Below are 20,335 nucleotides of genomic sequence, written 5' to 3'. Positions count from 1 at the left end.
GGCGGGGCGCGGGGAGCTCCTCCCGCGGTGGCACCGCGGAGAGGCGCTCAGGGGATGGCGGGACGTTCGGGCCGGTAGACGGTCAGAGCGGCGGTGACCTTGGACAGGCGCAGCCGGTCGGGGGCGGGGAAGGCCTCGCCGTCGACGGCGAGGTTCCGGACCTCGTGCAGATCGCTGAGGTCGAGGGCGGCCAGGCGCGCCTCGCGGTAGACGCGGGAGGTGGCGAGGGTACCGGTGAGGAAGGCGAGCAGGAGGCGGGTGCGGGCGAAGGGGTGGCTGCCGTCGACGGCGCGGATGTCGAGCCGGCCGCCGTCCAGTGAGGTGCGGTGGGTGGGCGCGAAGCCGGGTGGGTCGTAGGTGCCGTTGCCGGCGAAGAGCATCCACAGGGTCCGCGGGACACCGGAGACGGTCAGGCGTACGGGCTCGGCGCCGGCCAGGACGCGGACGAGAGCGACGGCGAGGGCGGGCCACTTGCCCAGGCGCCTCTCCAGACGTTCGCGGACTCGGACGAGTTCGGGGTAGATCCCGATGCTGAAGGTGTTGAGGAACAGCTGCCGGTCGCCGTGGTCGCCGGTGGCCAGTGCGACGTCGACGGCGCAGGCACTGCCGGCCTTGACCGCGTCGGCGGTGGCGCGCAGGATGTGAGTGCCCAGGTCGACGGCGAAGTGGTTCAGGGTGCCGCCGGGGAACACCGCCAGTGGCAGGCCTTCCCGGGCGGCGACGGCCGCGGCCAGGTTGACGCTGCCGTCGCCGCCGCAGATGCCCAGCGCCCCGTCCGACGTGACGGCGAGTGCCGCGGCCTGGTCCAGCAGCGCGGCCAGGTCGTCGCCGTCCGCGCACAGCCGGATGTGGGCGTCGGGGAGTTCCCGGCGCAGTTCCTCGACGGACCGCTCCGCGCTGTCGGCCCCCGTGAGGGCTCCGGAGCCCGAAGCGCCGTTGACGACGAGGTACAGGCCCTCACCGGTGGGCAGGGCGGGCGCCTTGACCACGGGAGCGGCCGTGCTGGCCGAATGGTCGCTGCGACGCGGCCACCAGCGCAGGGTGAGCGCTGCCGTCCCCGCCCCCAGAGCGGCCCCGGCCAGGACGTCGCCGGGATAGTGGACACCCACGTAGACGCGCGAGGCCATCACCGCGGCGGCCACGGGAGCGGCGATGGCGCCCAGCAGCGGCGATTCGATGGCGAGGGCGGTGGCGAAGGCCGCAGCCGAGGCGGAGTGCCCGGAGGGGAAGGAACTGGTGGCGGGCTGTTTGAGCAGCCGCCGTACGACGGGCACGGGGTCGAGGGCGGGGCGGGGCCGGCGGGTGAGGCCCTTGGCGGCGACGTTGGCGAGAGCGGAGGCGAGCAGGAGGGAACCGGCTCCACGCAGGGCGGCCCGCCGGGCGGTCCGATTGCCGGTGGCGCCCAGCAGCGCCGCGCCGGTCATCCACAGCTTGCCGTGATCGGCGGCGCGGGTCAGGCGGGAAAGCCACGGGTCGGTGCCGCGCAGGCGGCGGGACGCCACCCTGACGAACAGCCGGGCGTCGAGATCGTTCAGGGCTTTCCTCATGCGAAGCGGTCCTTCTGGTCGTGCGGGTAGCGGGTGGGGATTGCCGGGCTCGCCCGGCGGCACGTCGGCACGTCGGCAACGCGCGTCGGCGGTCGGGCCCGACGCGTCATGAGGGGCGACGCGGTGGTTCAGCGGTGGTTCAGCTGTCCGCCGGAGAGGGAGGACGGCCGCCGTCGCCTCGCTGCGCTCCGGGTGGGGGGAAGTCCACGCGGATCTCCTCGTCGGGCTTGTAGGCGGCGGCGGTGGCGTAGGAGGTGTAGGCCCGCCGGTCCGCCCGGGTCAGCGGGGCGTGATCGGCGAAGGGCGCCGTGATGCCCCGGGGCCACAGCCCCCGGGTTCGCACTGCCGCGCTCTCCGCGCAGACGACGAGCGTGAGCGCGCCGAGGTAGATCCACGCCATCAGGCCGAGCACCATGCCGAACAGCCCGTACGTGGCCGTCGCCCCGCGCAGTTCGTGCCCCACGTAGTAGGTACCGACCAGCAGCAGCGCCTGCCAGGTCAGCGAAGCCGCCAGGGCTTCGGGCCACAGCAGGCGCACCCGGAGCCGGCTGTTGGTCAGGAGCTTGAAGCCGGCCAGCAGCAGGGCGGTACCGACGGCGACCGACAGCGGGACGGCGGCGATCCGTACGCACCGGTCGATCCAGGCGGGCCAGCCGTGTGCGGTGGCGGTGAGGGCGGCCAGGACCGTGGAGGCCATGACCGCGACGGCGAGGACTCCCAACAGGGCAAGTCCGCGCAGCCGGGCGGTCAGCGCGTTCGGGCGGCTGTGCTGCGGGACGGCCCACACCGTGTTGAAGGCGTTCTGGAGCGCCTGCGCCACGCCCAGCGCGCCGTAGAGGCTGCCGGCGATGCCGACGGCGAGCGCGAAGCCGCTGCCCTGGAACGACCGGATGTTGTGCTCGATCTGGTCGCCGATCACCGGGAACTGACTGAGGGCGGAATGCAGCACCTGCTGCTGCAACTGGGCGTCGCCGTGCAGCGCGAATCCCAGCACGGCGACGAGGAGCAGCAGCATGGGGAACAGGGACAGGAACCCGTAATAGGTGATCAGGGCGGCCATGTAGGTGCCCTGATCGTCGATGAACTTGTACACCACCGCGATCGTGAGACCCGCCCAGCGGTGCCGCCGCTGGTAGTCGTCGAGTCCGTCGAGCACGCTCATGGACCACCCGTTTCGGACGGAGTGCGCGGACAGGGGGAACGCGTGCCGCCCGGGCGACGCGTCGAGCCGCGGCCCCGGGTGTCACCGCACCCGGGGCCGCCGCTGCGCCGATTCCGGTGCTCACCACCGGTACCAGCGGCGTCGGCCGCCGGCATCGTCAACGGTGCGGACCACGAAGCCCAGGAGCCACACCGCCAGGACGAACAGCGCCACCCACCACAACACCTTCACCGCGAAGCCGAGACCGAAGAGCACGACGGCGAGCAGCAGTACGAGCAGAAGGGCACCCATGGGTCTGTCATCTCCTTGGTCCGTCTACTGGGGACGCTCATGCTGATGACCCGATCGGCGGGAAACATGCCTCCGAATCGGCGCGCGGATGCGGACGCCGAGTGTCCGCCGCCGGGGCGCCCCGCCGGGGACCTGTCTGCGGCCGTGCCGGTCCGCCGTCGGACGGCGCGGGCCCCGTATGGTCCTCTCCCAGGGCACGCGGCCCGGCCGGTGCGCCCGGAGCGGGGCGTCGCAAGAGCGTCGGGCCGCGGGAAGGACGAACGGGAAAGGCTGGCACGTCACATGCAACAGCGCAGTCTGCGGGACCTCCAGGTGTCGGCCATCGGCCTCGGCTGCATGGGGATGTCCGCCTTCTACGGCACGGCCGACCAGGACGAGGGCGTCGCGACCATCCGGCGCGCCCTGGAACTGGGCATCACCTTCCTCGACACGGCGCAGGTCTACGGACCGCTCACCAACGAGTCCCTGGTCGGCGAGGCCGTCCGGGGACACCGTGACGAGTACGTGATCGCCACGAAGTTCAACTACCGGATGGACGGCGCGGTGCCGGGCGACATGTCGACGGTGGGCCGCCAGGACGGCTCCGCCGAGCACGTCCGCAGTTCCGTCCACGGGTCGCTCGCGCGGCTCGGCACCGACCGCATCGACCTCTACTACCAGCACCGGGTCGACCCGGCCGTGCCCATCGAGGAGACCGTCGGCGCGCTCGGCGAACTGGTCGCCGAGGGCAAGGTGCGGTACATCGGGCTGAGCGAGGCGAGTGCCGAGACCATCCGCCGCGCCCACGCCGTCCACCCGGTCACCGCCGTCCAGAGCGAGTACTCGCTCTGGACCCGGGACGTGGAGGCCGAGGTGCTCCCCGCGTGCCGGGAGCTCGGAATCGGCTTCGTGGCGTACTCCCCCCTCGGCCGAGGCTTCCTCGCGGGCCGCTTCAGCTCCCCGGACGAACTGGACCAGGACGACTTCCGCCGCGGCAACCCGCGCTTCACCGAGGCCAATCTGGCGGCCAACCTCCGGCTCGCGCAGAAGGTGAAGCAGATCGCCGCGGAGAAGGACGTCGCGCCGGCCCAACTGGCGATCGCCTGGGTACTGGCCCGCGGCGAGGACCTCGTGCCGATCCCCGGCACCAAGCGCCGGACCTACCTGGAGCAGAACGCGGGCGCGGTCGACGTCGAGCTGACGGACGAGGAACTGGCGCGCATCGACGCCGAGTTGCCCGAGGCGGCGGGCGAGCGCTACGACGAGGACGGGATGCGGGCGGTGAACCGCTAGGAGCGTGTCCCGGTAACCGGCAACCCGCGTGCGGCCTGTGATCCGCCGGCCCCGAGGGTCGCACTCCCTGATCCGGTGGACCGGCTGCACCTGCCGGGGGCGGCCGCGCGGACGGGGCTCGGCGGGACGGCCCTCGGTCCGTCAGGAAGCGTGGCCCGGGGTGTCCCGGCCCAGGCCCTGGCGGATCGCGGTCTCCACGGGCGAGTACGCGCCGTCGGCCCGTTCCAGCTCGTACGGCTCGGCCGGCATCAGCGGCGGCTGGGCCATGAAACGCGGCCGCAGCCCGTGATGCGGCTGGGCCGCGTGCACCAGGAACGGATGGCACAGGAAGACGTCCCCCGGGGAACCGGTGGCGAGCGCGATCGGCCGGTGCTCGGACGCCGCCACCAGATCGGGCGCGAGGGTCAGCCCGCTCGCCCCCTCCTCGCCGTACTGTGCCAGGACCTTCGGCACGTCCAGGTGTGAACCGACCCGGATCCGGGTCGGAGCGTCGTCCTCCCCGACCTCGCTGAACAGGAACAGCATCAACAGCGCCCGGCCCTTGGAGCGCAGGTTCGTGAAGTACCGGTTCTCGCCCTCCGGCAGGTAGCTGCCCTCGATGTGCCAGCCCGCGTCGTCCGGCTCCTCCTGGTGCGGGAAGCGCAGCGGGAACGAGCCCAGCGAGTAGCGCGGCTCCCAGCGCCCCCCGCCGACCAGCAGGTCGTACGCGCGGTGCAGCGAGAGCGAGTTGGGTGCGGCGGCGAACGGTCCCTGCGCCATGCCGGCCACCCAGTGCACGGGCTGCGTCCACGTCGACGGGTCGTCCGGGTCGCAGCCGGTCTCCCGCCACAGCAACCGTGCGCAGTCCGCGGCCACACGCGGCGCGACGGCGCCCTCCAGCTTCACGAAGCCGTCGCGCAGGAAGGAGGAAATCAACGTCGTGTCATCCATGGCCCCATGGTGCGGCGACACGGCTCCCCCTCGCCCGACATTTCCCGTACCGCCTTTGTCGGGCGAGCACCGGGCCCCGTTCCGCCGGCGGCGGCGACCGCCGGCCCCGGGCCCGCGGTCAGACGAAGAAGGCGTTCATGCCGGGGACGTCGGACAGGTAGGTCTCGATGTCGGCGATCCTGCCGTCGCGAAGGCGGCAGACGGTGGCCAGGTACTCGTCCAGGACCGCGTCCGGGCGCTGGGCGGTGTTGTGCAGCGACAGGGCCATGTTGTCGCGGCTGACCAGGACGTGCAGCAGCTCGAAGGAGACACCGTAGGAGGCGATCTTCCGGGCACGTTCGATCACGGCGTCCCCGCCGTGGAGTTCCGGGCAGAGGTCTCCCCCGACATCGACGAGCGACGCAGCGGCCGCCGGGAATGCCTGCAACGCGCCACCGCCGGCCTCGACACGGTCCTCGAGGCCTCCCGCGCCCGGGGGGGAGACGCCTCCCCCGCTCGAACGGCTGCTCGACCGGATCGTCGCCCCGCTCTACTTCCGCGTCGTCTTCTCCGTGCCGAACACCGACGAGGCCTACGCGCGCGCCCTGGTCGCCGACCTGGTCGGCGATCCCTCCCGGCCGCCACGCTGACGGCCCGCGGTGACCGGCGCGGCGGTGAGGTTCACCAACCGCCACCCGCCCGTCCTGCTGGACCGACTGGAGGAGGTCTACGGACCGGACCGCACCGTGGTCACTCGCCGCCCTCGCCGCCCTCGCCGGCTTCCGCATCCCGGCCGGCTTCCACTGGCAGGAGGTTGAACGGCCGTCGCCCCGCCCGGCAGGACGGGCCGGAGCCGTAGGGGTCGCCGACCTCGCCCTGCTGCTCGACCCGATCACCCTGCACCCGACGCTCCACGGCACCGGCCGGACGGCGGACGACGAACCGGTCCCGCTGGTCGGCATGGTGCCGGTCGACGCCGAGTCGGCTCAACTACTGGCAACACGCCCGCAGTTCGGCATCCCGGCGGGCCCGTGGGCGCACCTGGCGGTGCTGGCCGCCGAGGTGAGCCGGGACGGCGGGCTGTTCTGGTGGCACGACTGGGAGCAGTCCGCCACCTCCCTGCGGACCGTCGAGCGTGCACTGTCGGAGGGCGGACGGTAGGCCCCTCGCGCCGGAGCGGTTGTCGCACCGGCGGCCCCCTCCCACCGGAGGTAAGTCGTACCGGCGGCCGGTGGGGTGGTGTCGCGACGGTAAGAAGCGTGTCCCGACCGTAGGCGCGGCACCCGGGCCTGGATAGACTCGCGCGGCCGACCGAACATCAACTCCAGTTCGGTACCGGAACAGCGCAGCACCACCCGGGACACCAGGCAGTTTTCCGCCGACGACCATGGGGGTCTCCATGCAGTTCCGCACCAGAGCGTCGCTCGCCACCGCGGCCGCAGCGCTCGTCCTCGCCGCCGTCGCGGGCGGCGCACCCGCCGGTGCGAGTACGACCGATGGGAACACGGACGGCGCGGGCGCGACGCATCCGCCGCTCGCCCTGATCTCGCCCGGCGATCCGTACGCCACGTGCGACCTCACGGCGGACGGCCCCGGCACCAACTACCCCTCCGCCGAGGACGAACCGTTCGCCGCCTCCAACCCGCTCGACCCGGCCGACACGATCACCATCTACCAGCAGGACCGCTGGTCCAACGGCGGTGCCCGCGGCCTGAGTTCGAGCTACACCACGGACGGCGTGCACTTCACCCAGACCGCCCTGCCGTTCACCCACTGCGCGCCGGGCGGGCTGGCCTACCAGCGGGCCTCCGACGGCTGGGTGAGCTTCGGCCCGGACGGCACCGCCTACGCCAGCGCCCTGGTCTTCGACGCCACCACGCCGCGCGGCGCGGTGGCCGCCGCCACCTCGACCGACGGCGGCCGCAGCTGGCAGCACGTCGCCGAGCTGATCAGCGACAACGACCCGGCGATCACCGACGACAAGAACGCCGTCACCGCCGACCCGGTGCACCCGGGCGTCGCCTACCAGGTCTGGGACCGGGTCGACCAGGTCACCAGCCCGGCACCGTACTTCGACGGGCCGGGCTACATCTCCGTCACCCGTGACCACGGCCGTACCTGGAGCCCGGCCAAGCCCTTCGTCGTCACCAGCACGACGCCGAACACCCAGACCATCGGCAACCAGATCGTGGTCGACCCACGGACCGACACGCTGTACGACTTCTTCGACTCGATCACCTTCACCGACGGGACCGCCACCACCGTCAGCGACGTGCACTTCGGCATGGTCACCTCCACCGACCAGGGACGGACCTGGAGCCAGCCGGTCCGGGTCGCCGCCGACACCTCCGTCCCCGAGGTCGACCCGAACGCGCCCGCCGACGCCACCAAGTCCCTCCGGGCCGGTGCCGGGCTGCCGAGCGTGGCCGTCGACCCGCAGACCGGCGAGCTCTACCTCGCGTACGAGGGTTCGGAGTTCACCGGCGGCCAGTACGACGCCGTCCAGCTGGTGCACTCCACGGACGGCGGCCGGACCTGGAGCGGCCCGACCCGGATCAACCAGGCCCCGGGCGCCCCGGCGTTCACCCCTTCCATCACCGTGACCGCCAACGGCACCGTCGCCGTCAGCTATTACGACCTGCGCTACCTCACCGCGGGCAACACCACCACCCTGCCCACGGCCGCCTGGCTGCTCAGCTTCCCGCGCGGCGGCGAGGACAGCCCGGTCGAGCGGCAGATCTCGCCGGTGTTCGACTGGCTCCAGGCACCCTTCGCCGGCGGCCACTTCCTCGGCGACTACCAGTCACTGATCAACGACGGCCGCCAGATCCGGCCGGTGATGGTGACCGCCAACGCCGAGCCGCTGAACGCCACCGACGTGTACAGCGGCCGCTTCCAGCCCGGCACCCTGCGCAGCCCGGCCGCCGGCGCGCCAAGCGCACAGGCGGCGCGCGCCGCGGCGCCCGTCGCCGCCCCGCGCGCCGTCCAGCACCTGCGGCGCTGACCCGGTCGGTCCGGTTGGACGGACGGCGTCCTGCGGCTCCTGCCCCTTGAGGCGGAACCGCAGGACGCCGTTCGGGTTCCGGTGGCTCAGGCCCGCACCGCCCCCGTCGGCGCCGCGCCCGCAGCCGTCGTCACCGCGGCGGAGACCTGCCACGCCGCCCGGCCGAGCAGCAGGCACAACGGGGTGTAGAGCGCCAGGTTGAGCCAGTAGAAGGTGTCGCCCGGGTCCGCCCAGGCGCCGGTAACCCAGACCAGTCCGACCGCGCCGCGGGCGAGCAGTCCGCACGCCACCGCGCGGCTCCCCCAGCGCGGCAGAACCGCAGGCAGCCGACGGGCGAGGGCCGGCAGCCACCCGCCCCGAACCAGCACCAGCGTCGCCCCCGAGAAGAGCATCCCCGCGAGCGGCACCAGCCCCTGCGGGGTGAACGGCACCTGGGTGTTGAGCACCAGCTGCGAGAGCCGGGTGGTGCCGTCCACCGGCCAGGTCCGCCCGGTGGCCCAGTAGAGGTGGACCAGGCCGTCCACCGCCAGCACCGCGCCGACCGCGGTGGCCCTGCTGCTGATCTTCGTCGACTTCATGCCGTCACCTCACGGGGTCTCAGGACGCTCGAACACCCGAAGGAGCACCCCGCCGACCGATCCGTTCCTGTGACGGGGAACACTTGCCCGGGGCGGAATCCGCAGGGAACGTTTCGCCGCTCCGGGCCCTCCCTCTACGGACCCCGGTCGCCCGACGGACGACCGACAGCAGAGGAAAGAGCGGAGACAGCACCATGCAGGAGCCACCGCCCGGCCTCGCCGAGCTGGTGAGATCCGCCCAGGGCGGCGACCAACTCGCGGTCGGCCGGCTACTGGACCTGATCACCCCGTACGTCCGCCGGCTCTGCGGCCCGATCGCGCTGGACGACGGCGCCGACGCGACCCAGGAGGCGCTGATCGTGGTCTTCCGCAAGCTGCGCCAACTCCAGGACCCGGCAGCGCTGTACGGCTGGGTCCGCGCCATCGCGGTGCGGGAGGCGGTGCGGTGCGCCAACCGGGCGGCGCGCTCGCGGCCGGCCGAACTCGGCGAGGTCCCCGCACCAGGCGATCCCCAGCTCGCCGCGGACATCCGCGACGTGCTCTCCCGGCTCTCCCCCGCGCACCGCGCCGTGCTGCTGATGCGCGACCTGGAGGGACTGGACGAACGACAGACCGCGGCGCTGCTCGCGGTCGCGCCCGGGACAGTCAAGTCCCGGCTCTCGCGGGCCCGACTCAGCTTCCGAAAGGCGTGGCAGCAGTGACCGACTCCCCGACGCCGATGCCGCAGTGGCCCGTCGCCGACTTCGACCCGGTCCGGCGGCTGCACGTGATCGCCGCGACCGCACCAGGGGCGGCCCGGATCGGCGAGACCGTCCTCGGCGCGCCGTTCGAGCGGGTCTGGGCGCTCGCCCAGGACCTGGAACGCACCATGCCGCTCTGGATCCCCGACGTCCGCACGGTGCGGCTCGACCGCCCCGCACCTTCCGGTTCGCTGCCGACGACTTCGCTCCGGGCCCGGATCCACGGCCACACCCGGCTCCGGGCCACGTTCGGGATCGACCTCGCACCCGGCTGGTGCCTGATGCAGAGCCGCCTGGTGCTCGGCGGGATGGCGGCCCGCCCGGAGACCGACCGCACCACCCGCTTCGCCTTCCTCGGCGGCCTCCGGTTCCCCGGCGCCCGCCTCCTCGCCCCCGCGCTGCGCCCGTTCACCGGGGATCCGTTGGCGCGGTTCGCCGCCCTGCTCGAGGAGGAACAGGACGAGGAGTAGGAGAGGAGCCGGAGCCCCGGAAGGCCGGAAGGCCGGTCAGGTCCTGTTGAGGGCTTCGGTGAGCCGGGCCGCCGCCTCGACGACGGCCCGGGAGAGCTGGGCCCCGGGGTGACGGGTGAGCCGTTCGATCGGGCCCGAGACGGACACCGCCGCCACCACCCGGTTGGACGGGCCGCGCACGGGGGCGGACACGGAGGCCACCCCGGGCTCGCGTTCCCCGATGGACTGGGCCCAACCGCGACGCCGTACGCCGCTGAGGGCGGTGGCGGTGAAACGGGCTCCCTGCAGGCCGCGGTGGAGCCGCTCGGGCTCCTCCCAGGCCAGCAGCACCTGGGCCGCCGACCCGACCTTCATCGGCAGGGCGAGGCCGACCGGGACGGTGTCGCGCAGCCCGAACAGACGCTCGGCGGCCGCCACGCAGATCCGCACCTCGCCCTGCCGGCGGTACAGCTGGGCGGTCTCGCCGGTGAGGTCGCGCAGGTGGGTGAGGACCGAGCCGGCCGCCGCCAGCAGGTGGTCCTCACCGGCGGCGGCCGACAGCTCGGCGAGTCTCGGACCGAGGACGAACCGGCCCTGCACGTCCCTGCCGAGCAGGCGGTGGTGTTCCAGCGCGACGGCGATCCGGTGGGCGGTCGGCCGCGCCAGGCCGGTGGCGTCGACGAGCCCGGCCAGGGTGGCCGGGCCGGCCTCCAGCGTGCCGAGGATCGAGGTGATCTTGTCGAGCACGCCGACGCCGCTCGTGTTCTCCATGTTCTCCATGGACGGGTACTCCAGTCTCGAATCCCGTGAGCCGCGGGTGGGTCTGGGTCCGGCTCACGGACGCTCCGGTGGGGTGGGGAGCGGGGTGGTCAGCGAGGACGGGCCTGCGGAAGCGGCCGATTGCCTGCGCCGGACACGAGACGGGTACGCGGAAGGGCCGGGGCGGGAAGCGCCCGGGCGAAGGACAGCACAGAGAGCACCGTGTCTCCTCATCTTTCCCGCGCCACGTTGGCGACAGGCCGGAGTTGGCACTGAACCCGGACGGCACGGCGCGTACTTCGGACGCCGGGTCGACCGGGGAGTTGCCGGGGCTTCGTAGGGCCGGTCCCTCCACCCCTCTGGATGATTCGCGACGAACCATACAAGACTTCCTGGGCGCCCCGCCAAACTTTTCCCTCACCCGCGCAACCGGAATCCCACCGGGAGGTCAGGGCTGAGAGTGCCCCCATCAGTCGCCGTGCGCTGCCGCCGGCAGTGCCGGGCCACCCGGGCACGGTCGCCGCAGGACGGCTTGCGGTACCCCTGCCGCCCATGGCTCTTCACGGAGTAGCGCACGCACCGGGGCGCGGTGCAGGCGCGCAACTGTTCGCGCTGCGGACCGCTCAGGGAGTCGGTGGCAGCGCACGGGCCAGGGCGAGTTGACGGGCGTCCGCCGGACTCGGCGGAGCGGGGCCGAGCACTCGACGGCCACTGCCCACGCACCACTGACGGCGCTCTGGCTCCCCACCTGGACCGCCCTCGTCGAGCGCGCCTCGCAGATGCCAGGACGCTCCCGCTTCAAACGCGCGACGGCCAGGATCACGGCCGTGGTCTTCCTGGCCTCGGCACCCGGACCGCCGTGACGTGACCGAGAAGGAGATCAGACCTCGGCACGGCGGACGATCAGCATGTCCTGGGTGTGGCCGATGGCGTAGCCGCCGTCGGGCCGGGCGAAGTGCTGCTGGACGTAGGCGGCGAGGGCGGCCCGAGTCGGGCGGGCGTCGAGGGTGGCGAGGTCCGCGACGTTGACCATGAACTCGGCGACGTCGACGGCTTCGGTGAGGTGGGGCGTGCGGTAGTGGAGGGCGAGGGTCTCCAGGGCGTAGTCGTGGGCCGGATGCTGGGCCCGCAGGCGGTCGAGGAGGGGGCGCAGGTCGTAGCGGACGCCGGTGAAGTGGGCGGCCATCCGCATGCAGGGGCTGTCGGGGTTCTGCAGGACGATCAGCATGGCGCCACCGGGGGCGGTCCAGCCGAGGGCGCGGGCGACGGTGGGGAGCCAGTCCGGTTGCGGCACGTAGTAGAGCACGTGGGAGAGGTGGACAAGGTCGGCCGGCTCGGGCGGGGCGGCGCGGTCCAGCGGGTGGGGGATGACCAGGGCGTCCGGGCAGGCGGCGGCGAGCTTCTCGCGCATGGCCGCGCTCGGCTCGACGGCGATCGTGCGCTCGAAGTGGCGGGCGAGGTACGCGGTGGTGCGGCCGTCCCCGGCGCCGAGGTCCAGCAGGACCCGGCGGTGCGGGAGGGACGTGGCGATCTCGCTCAGCCGGGCGTGGGTGCGGGGCTTCTCGTCGGTGCCCGCGAGGAAGAGGTCGAAGGCCCGGCGATAGTCGGTGCCCGAGGTCTCCAGTACGCGCACCGGGTCGGCGTCGGCGGTCGTCGGCTGCTCCATCGGGCGGTCCTCTCGTGTGGTGTGCCGTCGGCGTTCGGCCGGGTCTGGCCCCATTGCAGCCCGGTACGGCGCCCGGGCGCCGCAGGGACGTTCCTGCCCGCGTGTTGCGCGAACGGCGAGCCGGCCTCCTCGATCCATGGAGCGCATTTCGTCAATTGGCGAGCGGAAGGCTTCACCTTGTGGGGTGGTTAGCTTTCGATTTTCCGTAGGCAGTCGAACCAAACGTGGACGCCTGGCCTGGTACGAATACGGAACGGCAGGAAATCGCGTGCGGGCGGGGGAGTTGACACGGATGAGGGCGAAGGCGGAGACCCGGACGGTTGCCGTGGCCGGGGTGGAGTTCGGCTGGGGCAGTTCGGGGAAGTTGAGCGCGGTGCTGTCCGCCCTCCGGGGCACCGGGGGCCACCGGCTGAGATTCATCGGGCTGGCCTCCGGGCTGGGGAGATCGGTGCTCGCCGAGCAGCCGGTGGAGCGCTGGTTCGACCTCCCGGACCGCTCGAACGCGGAGCTGAGACGGATCGTCCAGGCGCAGCGCGTGGAAGCGGCGCTGGTGGTGCTGGACGGCGGGTTGGCGAAGGCACTGCGGGCCTGTGGGGTGCCGGTGGTGTTCGTCGACAGCCTGCCGTTCCTGTGGACGGACGGCGACCGCCCCGGCCTCCCGCTGGACGCCGAGGTGTACTGCGTCCAGCGGTGCGTGGAGCTGCCGCGGGAGGGCGCCCGGGTGCTGGCCGACGTGCACCACCTCCGCTGGGTGGACGCCGTGATCGCCGACGGCGGAGTCGCGCGCGGCACCGCGCCGACTCCGCACCCCCGGCGTGCCCTGCTCAACCTCGGCGGCCTGCGCGCGCCCCAACTCGCCGACTGGGCCGACTATCCACGGCTGGTCCTGCCTCCGGCCCTGGAGGCACTCACCGCGAGCGGAATCACCGAGGTGCACATCGCGGGCAACCTGCCCGCCTGGCTGGCGGCGCAGTTGGTGGACTCCTGCGCGCATCCGGCCACCACCACGGTCGGTGCCCTCCCCCACGAGGACTTCCTGGGCCGCCTCGCCGAGTGCGACGTGCTGCTCACCTCCCCCGGCCTGACCACCCTCCTGGAGGCCGGGCAGCTCGGGACTCCCACGCTCTGCCTGCCGCCGCAGAACCTCAGCCAGATCTTCAACGGCCGGTTCCACAGCCAGGCACTCGGCACCGATGTGCGCGTCCGCTGGCCTGCGGCGGTCTTCGACGAGGACGAGGCACTGGCGCTGCGCACTCACGGCGTGGACAAGGCCCTCGACCTGATCCACGGCGGCATCGCCCGCGCCGCCCACCTCGGCCGCCACCGGACGGCGACGGCCGTACGGCAGGGGTTGGTCGAGAAGCTCAGACGCCTTTCCGACGGGGCCGGGCCCGACACGCCCGGCCCCGACTGGACGGCGATGACGCGGTCGGTCGGCACCGCCGGTGCGGCACAGGTCGCCGACGCCTTGGTCCAGCTCCTGGTCTGACCCACGGAGGGAGGAACCTCCCGGCCCGGCGGATCACTCCGACGGAGGAGCTGGTGCGTGTCCCCGCGGTGGTCGAGGCCGTTCCCAAGATCGGTGTCGGCGACTCGGGCTCCGGGTGGTGGGCGCCTCCCTACCCGGCACCACCCCCTGCCTCCCCTTTCGACGACAGGAGACCACGGCGTGCGACGCCTCCGCCTACACCCCCTGTTCGCTGTCCTCGCCGTACTGCTGACGGCGGCCGCCGCCCCGCCCGGCCGAGCCGTTGCCACCACCCCTGCGGCCACTGCCGGCGACCCGACGCGAACCCCCGGCGCCCCCGCCTACACCGTCGACCTGAGCAGCGACGCCACCGGCGCACACTGGCACGGCCACGAGCGGATCACCTTCAGCAATGTCTCGCCCGACCCCCTCCAGGAGGTGTACCTGCGGCTCTGGGACAACTTCCGCGGCGGCTGTGCGAACCCGTCCGTCCGGGTGACCGGTCTGGGCACCACCCAGGTCACCCAGGCCACCCTGCTCCCGCAGGACACCCGCGGTCGCTACGAGGTCGGCTGCACCGCCCTGCGCGTCCCCCTCCCCCACCCGCTGACCCAGGGCTCCTCCGGCACCGTCGAGTTCGACCTCACCATCGACGTCCCGGACGGCATCGACCGCTTCGGCCGTGACGGCTCCTTCAGCTTCATCGGCAACGCCCTGCCCGTCCTCGCCGTCCGCGACGAGGCGGGCTGGCACCTCGACCCGTACTCCGAGCTCGGCGAGTCCTTCTACGGCCTCAGCTCCGACTTCGCCGTCACCCTCGACCACCCCACCGACCTGCTGGTCCCCGCCACCGGCACCGCCGTCGACACGCCCGGCGAGCCCGGCCGCACGCTCACCCGGATCGGCGCCCGCAAGGTCCGCGAATTCGCCTGGGCGGCCGGGCCGTTCAGCCGCATCGCGGGCCGGTCGGCGGACGGCGTCCGGATCGCCGTCTACTCGGTCGCCGACATCACTCCCAAGGACGCCCAGGACATGCTGGACCTGTCCCTGCGGACCATCGACGCCCACTCCGCCAGCTACGGCGCCTACCCGTACGGGGACCTCGCCCTCGTGCTCGACAACCGGTTCGACTTCGCCGGCATGGAGTACCCGGGCTTCGTCCTCGACTGGATCCGGCCCTCGGCCGTGATCCACGAGCTGGCGCACCAGTGGTGGTACGGCATCGTCGGCGACGACCAGTACCGCGCGCCCTGGCTGGACGAGTCCTTCACCGAGTACGCCATGGCCGTCGCCATGGGCGACACCGGCGAGGGCTGCACCACCAGGACGCCCTGGCGGTCCGCGGACGAACGCCTCACCAACCCGATGAGCTACTGGGACACCCACCCGGACCGCTACGTGCCGGTCATCTATGACCACGGCTCCTGCGCCCTCCACGAACTGCGCCGCCTGATCGGCGCGGACACCATGGCCGGCCTGTTGCGCGACTACGCCCGCGCGCACTGGTACGGCGTCTCCACCACCGCCGACTTCAAGGCCGCCGCCCAGGCCGCGACCCCCGTCGACCTGACGCCCTTCTGGCGCGAGCACCGCATCGGCTGAGCCGCACGGCAGTCCGATATTCGGTGGCCCGTCCCTTCCGTCCGCTCCTACAGTGGCCGCCGGATCAAGGACGTACAGGGAGCCGGACATGCGTGTGCACTACCCCCGGACGCCGCATCTCCCGTGGTCACCGGGGGCTGCGGCGGACGACATCCGGACCGGGGACCTCTCCGGCCTGACCGGGTCGGAGGTCGTCGTCACCGAGAAGCTGGACGGCGAGAACACCACCCTCTACGCCGACGGCCTGCACGCCCGCTCGCTGGACTCCGCCCACCACCCCTCCCGGGCCTGGGTCAAGGGCCTGCAGAGTCGGATCGGCCCCCGGATCCCGGCCGGTTGGCGGGTCTGCGGCGAGAACCTCTTCGCCCGGCACTCCATCCCGTACACCGACCTGGACAGCTGGTTCCACGGTTTCTCGGTCTGGACGGACCAGGACCGTTGCCTGGACTGGGACGACACCGTCCGCTTCCTGCGCCGCCTCGGCGTCCCGACGCCCCGGGTTCTCTGGCGCGGCCGCTACGACGAACGGGCGCTGCGCGCCCTGCGGTTGGACCTGGACCGGCAGGAGGGCTACGTCGTCCGGACGGTCCGGGGCTTCCCCCGGGCCGAGTTCGGCGGACGGATCGCCAAGTGGGTCCGTCCGCAGCACGTCCGCACCGACACCCACTGGATGCACGCCGCCGTGGTGGAGAACGGCCTCGGCCCGACCGCCGCGCTATGGGAAGTGCGTTCCGGCCAGCTGCCGGAACTCCCGCTGCTGGCCAAGTCGCTGGGAATTCCCGAACTCCACTGCTCGGCGGATGAGTTGGCGGACGTGTCCGCTCGGCTGGACGAGCTGGGCCGCACCGGCGACGCCCGACTGGCCGGTGTGCTCGCCACCGCGCTGCGCACCACCCGTCGGGATCGAGCCGCCTCCCAGCTCTCTCCCCGACCCGCAGCGCCACAGCTCGCCCCCCGACTGGCCGACCGGCTCGGCCTGCCGCTGGCCCGCCGGGTCGCCGACCTGGTCGGCCTCCACTCCGGCCTCCAGCAGCCGTACCCGGACGAGGAGCGTCGCGCCGGCCTGGTCAGGCTCGCCGCGGCCGCCGACCTCGGCGTGCTCCACGCGGTGGCCGCGGCCGCCGCCCCCGGGCCCGCCGAGCGCGAGCAGGTCGCCTGGTCCGCCCTGCACGCCGAGGACGCCGGACTGCTCGACGCCGATCCGCTGGCCTGGCTGCGCACCGGCCTGCGCGAGGCCCTGGCCGACCTCGCCCCCGACGGCCCCGACGCCGCCGACCCCGCCGACGCCGCCGACCGCTGCTGGGCCCAGGCCCGCGAGGCGTACGCGCTCGGCCGGATCAGCACCGTAGAGGAGGCGGTCGCCGCCACCTGGCGCTGGCGGGACGGCCGCTTCCCCCGTCTGGTCCACCTGAGCGGCCCGTCCGGCAGCGGCAAGAGCACCTTCGCCGCCGCACTGCCCGGCGTCCCCACCCGGATCAGCCTGGACGACCTGCGCGCCGCCCTCGGCTCGCGCGCCGACCAGCGCCACAACCCCGAGGTGCTGCGCACCGGCCTGGCCCGACTGGACACGGCCCTGGCCGACGCGGCCGCCACCGTGGTCTGGGACGCCACCTCGCTCAACCGCGAGCAGCGCTCCCACGTCCACGGCATCGCCCGGCGCCGCGACGCCCTGGTCACCCAGGTGGTGCTGCTGGTCGGCGAGCAGGAACTGCTGCGCCGCAACGCCGTGCGCCCGCACCCGGTGCCGTCCGAGGTCCTCACCGCCCAACTGCACCGCTTCAGCCCGCCCCACCCCGGCCAGGCGCACCGCACCTGGTACGTCGGCCCGGGTGGCACCGTGGAGGACACGGCGGGCTCGCTCGACTCCGAGGAGTACTGATGCGCCCCATCGAACAGGTCTGCCAGCGCATCCGCTGGGACGCCCGCTTCGACCCGGCCCGGTTCACCCTGGGCGTGCGGCAGCGCGACGACCGCACCAAGCGCGTCCCGCTGGAGGCCTTCGCCGCCTCCGGCGAGGTGCCCTGGCACCGGGTCCGCTGGGTCGAGGCGGACGGCGTCGTGGTCTGGGACCGCACCACCGGCGTCGACGTCCTGGACACCACCGAGGCCGGGCGCCGCACCGAACCGCGCCACCTACCCTCCCCCTTCTTCACCGCCGTCACCCCGTACGCCTGGCGGGCGGACGGCGGCTGGCAGCCCCACGAGGCCCGCACCGGAACGGCCGACCCGCACACCGTGCGCGTGGTCACTTGGAACACCCTGTGGGATCGCTACGACGCCGACCGGATCGCCACCGCCCGCCGCCGGCCGCTGCTGCTCACCGAGCTGGAGGCCGCCGACGCCGACGTCATCGCACTCCAGGAGGTCGAACCGGCGCTGGCCGCCCAGCTGTTGGCCGCCCCCTGGGTCCGCGACGGCTACACCCTCGGCGGCGACCCGTCCGGGGGCGACGTGGCCGAGTACGGCCTGCTGCTGCTCAGCCGGCTCCCGGTGCTCGAAGCCGGACGGCACGTCCTCGGCCCGCACAAGGCCGTCACCGCCGTCACCCTCCGGACCGCCGACGGGCCGCTGACCGTCGCCGCCGTCCACCTGAGCAGCGACCACTCGACGGACGGCCCCGCCCGCCGTCAGGCCGAACTCGCCCGGCTGGCCGAGGGACTGGCCGCCGTCGAGGGCGAACTGCTGCTGCTCGGGGACTTCAACGACGCCCGCTCCGGCCCGGCCGGCCCCGCCGCCGCCCTCGGCCTGCGAGACGCCTGGACCCAGGTGTACGGCCCGGCCGACGACACCCCCACCTTCGACCCGACCGTCAACCCGCTGGCCGCCGTCTCCTCGCTCACCGGCCGGCCCGGCCGGATCGACCGCGTGCTGCACCGCTCCGACCGCGCCCGCGCCACCGCGGCCGCGCTGCTCGGCGACCGGCCGGGCCCCGACGGGCTCCACCCCTCCGACCACTACGGCGTGGCCGTCGACCTCGCCCTCGGCGACGCCTCCTCCCCGGAGACGCTCGACACCGCGCCCACCCCCCGGACCGCCGTCGCCTGGCTGCCGCCCGAGGAACTGTGGCCGCCGATCCAGCAGTTGCGCGCCGCCCACGACCCCCAGATCCGTCGCTGGCCCCCGCACGTCAACCTGCTGTTCGGCTTCGTCCCGGAGTCCGCGTTCGACCGCGCCCTGCCGCTGCTCGGCGCGGCCGCCGCCGAGGTCGCCCCGTTCACCGCCCGGCTGGACGGGGTGCACACCTTCGGCCACCGCGAGGACGCCACCGTCTGGCTGGACCCGGCCGCCGCCGCGCCCGAACCCTGGGCCGCGCTGCGGCACGCCCTGGAACGCCGCTTCCCCCGCTGCCGAGGCCGGGCCGAGGGCTTCACCCCGCACCTCAGCCTCGGGCGCAGCGCCGACCCGCAGCGGGTGGCCGCCGACTGCACGGCCCGACTGAGCGCCACCAACGCCCGGGTGGGCGAGCTGGTGGTGCTGTCCCGCCGGGGCGAGGAGCCGATGCGCCCGCGCGCGGTGGTCACGCTGGGGACGGGCGAGGTACGGGTGCTGCCGGAGGAACCGGTGGTGTCGCTGCACGCCGAAGCACCCGAACGCACGTCCGCTGCCGCCGAGTTGGCCCGGCGGATCGCCTCGGCACTGCCCGAGGGCGTCGTCCACACGGTGGGCTCGCGGCGCCTGGGCTGCCAGTTGGACGACGGCGACCTGGACCTGGTGGCCGCGCTCCCCGGGCCGGCCGACCTGCCCGGGGTGCTGACCCGGGTAGCGGCCGCCGCGCCGCAGGCCCGGCAGGTCCGGGAGGTGCGCGGCGCCCGGGTGCCGGGGCTGCGACTGGAGGCGGACGGGCTGACCGTCGACCTCGCCCTGGTGTTCACCGGCGCCCTCGACCCCGCCCGAGCCGTGCCCCGGCGCGTCGAGGTGGGCGGGGGGGCGGCCGTCGCGCTGAGCGCCGTGACGGACGCCGAGGCCATCCTGTCGACACTCGGGGACCGGCACCCCCGCTTCGTCCGACTGGCCCGGCAGGTCAAGGCCTGGGCCCGGGCGCGCGGCCTGGACGGTGCACCGTTCGGCCAACTTCCCTCGCTGGCCTGGTCGGTGCTCGCCGCCCGTACCGTCCTCGACGCCTCCGACGCCCCGGGCGCCACCGGCTCCGCCGACGCCACGCACGACGACCTGTTCCGGCGCTTCACCGAAACCTGGGCCTCCTGGGACTGGCGCCAACCCGTCTCCCTCACAGGCGAGTTCACCGAGGAGTTCACCGACGGGTTCACCGACCGAAGTCGCGCCCCGCTGACCGTCCTCACACCCTCCGCCCCCGTCCGCAGCTGCACCACCCAGGTCGGCCCGGACACCCGCGACCTGCTGACCGAGGAGCTCTACCGTGCCTGGGAACTCACCTCCACGAGCCCCGACCCCTGGCCCGCCCTGCTCACCCCACCCCCGCTGCACCGCCGCCACGCCGCCTGGGCCGTGATCACCACCGACCGGGAGTCCGCCGGTGCCGTCCGCGGCCGCCTCCGCAGCCTGCTCACCGCCCTGGAGGAGGCCGGTGCCGCCCAGCTCCACGCCTGGCCCCACCCCTACCGCACCGGCGACGACCGCATCCACTTCCCGATCGGCCTCGGCCCCGCCCCAGTCCCCCGCGCCCAGCTCGCAACCGTCGCCGCCGCCTGGTCCCGCGGTCTGCCGAGCGTTCACGTCGACCACGTCGAGTGCGGCGCCGTCCCGACCCTCACCCGGTGACGGACGCCTCCGAACCGATTGCGGGACTCGCGGCACGACAGTCGACACCCCGCCACGGCACCGGGACCGCGGCGCGCTGTGGGAGCGGCTCAACCGGGCGACGCCACCCTCCGCCTGTGACGCCGAGCCGACGAAGTACCGTGCGGGT

At 73.8% G+C, this 20,335-nt stretch carries 18 protein-coding genes and 1 riboswitch; of the genes, 9 read left to right on the top strand and 9 right to left on the bottom strand.

The window, feature by feature from the left end:
* Positions 1–47: 47 nt before the first annotated feature.
* The 3 genes from HS99_RS02730 to HS99_RS02720 all read right to left on the bottom strand — a co-directional run bounded on the left by HS99_RS02730 (position 48) and on the right by HS99_RS02720 (position 3,000).
* Positions 48–1,547 (bottom strand): bifunctional phosphatase PAP2/diacylglycerol kinase family protein, encoded by a 1,500-nt coding sequence (locus HS99_RS02730; protein ID WP_030550311.1) that lies wholly within the window; start codon positions 1,545–1,547, stop codon positions 48–50.
* A 139-nt stretch (positions 1,548–1,686) separates the two neighbouring features.
* Positions 1,687–2,709, bottom strand: coding sequence for a YihY/virulence factor BrkB family protein (locus HS99_RS02725; protein ID WP_046385404.1), 1,023 nt, complete (start codon positions 2,707–2,709; stop codon positions 1,687–1,689).
* A gap of 120 nt (positions 2,710–2,829) precedes the next feature.
* Complete coding sequence (locus HS99_RS02720; RefSeq protein ID WP_030279177.1) at positions 2,830–3,000, bottom strand: hypothetical protein; 171 nt, start codon at positions 2,998–3,000, stop codon at positions 2,830–2,832.
* Between the two features lie 282 nt (positions 3,001–3,282).
* Between HS99_RS02720 and HS99_RS02715 the strand changes: the two genes are divergently transcribed.
* Positions 3,283–4,272, top strand: a complete 990-nt coding sequence (locus HS99_RS02715) for an aldo/keto reductase (RefSeq protein WP_030550307.1) — start codon at positions 3,283–3,285, stop codon at positions 4,270–4,272.
* Between the two features lie 141 nt (positions 4,273–4,413).
* Here HS99_RS02715 and HS99_RS02710 read toward each other — a convergent pair whose 3' ends face one another.
* The 3 genes from HS99_RS02710 to HS99_RS44525 all read right to left on the bottom strand — a co-directional run bounded on the left by HS99_RS02710 (position 4,414) and on the right by HS99_RS44525 (position 6,084).
* Complete coding sequence (locus HS99_RS02710; RefSeq protein ID WP_030550305.1) at positions 4,414–5,202, bottom strand: phytanoyl-CoA dioxygenase family protein; 789 nt, start codon at positions 5,200–5,202, stop codon at positions 4,414–4,416.
* A gap of 118 nt (positions 5,203–5,320) precedes the next feature.
* A complete protein-coding gene (locus HS99_RS02705; protein WP_232790619.1) occupies positions 5,321–5,548 on the bottom strand; it encodes a hypothetical protein in 228 nt (75 codons plus the stop codon).
* 383 nt (positions 5,549–5,931) lie between these two features.
* Positions 5,932–6,084, bottom strand: a complete 153-nt coding sequence (locus HS99_RS44525; protein ID WP_157881748.1) for a hypothetical protein — start codon at positions 6,082–6,084, stop codon at positions 5,932–5,934.
* Positions 6,085–6,141: 57 nt separating this feature from the next.
* Here HS99_RS44525 and HS99_RS02700 point away from each other — a divergent pair, with 57 nt between their 5' ends.
* Entirely contained in the window at positions 6,142–6,342 is a 201-nt protein-coding gene (locus HS99_RS02700) for a hypothetical protein (protein WP_030550301.1), read from the top strand.
* A gap of 238 nt (positions 6,343–6,580) precedes the next feature.
* The gene (locus HS99_RS02695; protein WP_063737766.1) at positions 6,581–8,185 is read left to right on the top strand and encodes a sialidase family protein; all 1,605 of its coding nucleotides are present in this window, start codon (positions 6,581–6,583) and stop codon (positions 8,183–8,185) included.
* A gap of 86 nt (positions 8,186–8,271) precedes the next feature.
* Here HS99_RS02695 and HS99_RS02690 read toward each other — a convergent pair whose 3' ends face one another.
* Positions 8,272–8,763: a DUF3995 domain-containing protein gene (locus HS99_RS02690; RefSeq protein ID WP_046385406.1), complete on the bottom strand. Its 492-nt coding sequence runs from the start codon at positions 8,761–8,763 to the stop codon at positions 8,272–8,274.
* Between the two features lie 194 nt (positions 8,764–8,957).
* On the opposite strand from HS99_RS02690, the gene HS99_RS02685 reads away from it, so the two are divergent.
* Positions 8,958–9,464: an RNA polymerase sigma factor gene (locus HS99_RS02685; protein ID WP_030279163.1), complete on the top strand. Its 507-nt coding sequence runs from the start codon at positions 8,958–8,960 to the stop codon at positions 9,462–9,464.
* Complete coding sequence (locus HS99_RS02680) at positions 9,461–9,973, top strand: SRPBCC family protein (protein WP_050367053.1); 513 nt, start codon at positions 9,461–9,463, stop codon at positions 9,971–9,973. The genes HS99_RS02685 and HS99_RS02680 overlap by 4 nt, the downstream gene beginning before the upstream one ends.
* A 36-nt stretch (positions 9,974–10,009) precedes the next feature.
* On the opposite strand, the gene HS99_RS02675 is transcribed toward HS99_RS02680, so the two are convergent.
* Together HS99_RS02675 and HS99_RS47615 are read right to left on the bottom strand one after the other, a co-directional pair.
* Positions 10,010–10,723, bottom strand: coding sequence for an IclR family transcriptional regulator (locus HS99_RS02675; RefSeq protein WP_030279159.1), 714 nt, complete (start codon positions 10,721–10,723; stop codon positions 10,010–10,012).
* A gap of 215 nt (positions 10,724–10,938) precedes the next feature.
* Positions 10,939–11,081, bottom strand: a riboswitch (SAM riboswitch).
* Between the two features lie 510 nt (positions 11,082–11,591).
* Positions 11,592–12,377: a class I SAM-dependent methyltransferase gene (locus tag HS99_RS47615; RefSeq protein ID WP_030279158.1), complete on the bottom strand. Its 786-nt coding sequence runs from the start codon at positions 12,375–12,377 to the stop codon at positions 11,592–11,594.
* Positions 12,378–12,669: 292 nt separating this feature from the next.
* Here HS99_RS47615 and HS99_RS02665 point away from each other — a divergent pair, with 292 nt between their 5' ends.
* The 4 genes from HS99_RS02665 to HS99_RS02650 all read left to right on the top strand — a co-directional run bounded on the left by HS99_RS02665 (position 12,670) and on the right by HS99_RS02650 (position 20,187).
* Positions 12,670–13,866: a hydroxymethylcytosylglucuronate/cytosylglucuronate synthase gene (locus tag HS99_RS02665; protein ID WP_030279156.1), complete on the top strand. Its 1,197-nt coding sequence runs from the start codon at positions 12,670–12,672 to the stop codon at positions 13,864–13,866.
* A 180-nt stretch (positions 13,867–14,046) separates the two neighbouring features.
* A complete protein-coding gene (locus HS99_RS02660; protein ID WP_232790777.1) occupies positions 14,047–15,447 on the top strand; it encodes a M1 family metallopeptidase in 1,401 nt (466 codons plus the stop codon).
* Between the two features lie 88 nt (positions 15,448–15,535).
* Complete coding sequence (locus tag HS99_RS02655) at positions 15,536–17,326, top strand: RNA ligase family protein (RefSeq protein ID WP_030550294.1); 1,791 nt, start codon at positions 15,536–15,538, stop codon at positions 17,324–17,326.
* Positions 17,326–20,187 carry an RNA repair domain-containing protein gene (locus tag HS99_RS02650; RefSeq protein WP_030550292.1) on the top strand — a complete coding sequence of 954 codons (2,862 nt, stop codon included), beginning with the start codon at positions 17,326–17,328 and terminating at the stop codon, positions 20,185–20,187. Before HS99_RS02655 ends, HS99_RS02650 begins: the two co-directional genes overlap by 1 nt.
* Positions 20,188–20,335: the final 148 nt, after the last annotated feature.

This window comes from Kitasatospora aureofaciens, assembly GCF_001188955.3.
GTDB classification, from domain to species: domain Bacteria; phylum Actinomycetota; class Actinomycetes; order Streptomycetales; family Streptomycetaceae; genus Kitasatospora; species Kitasatospora aureofaciens.
The sequence above is the reverse complement of the archived record's forward strand: the minus strand, read 5'-3'. Positions and strand labels throughout refer to the sequence as shown.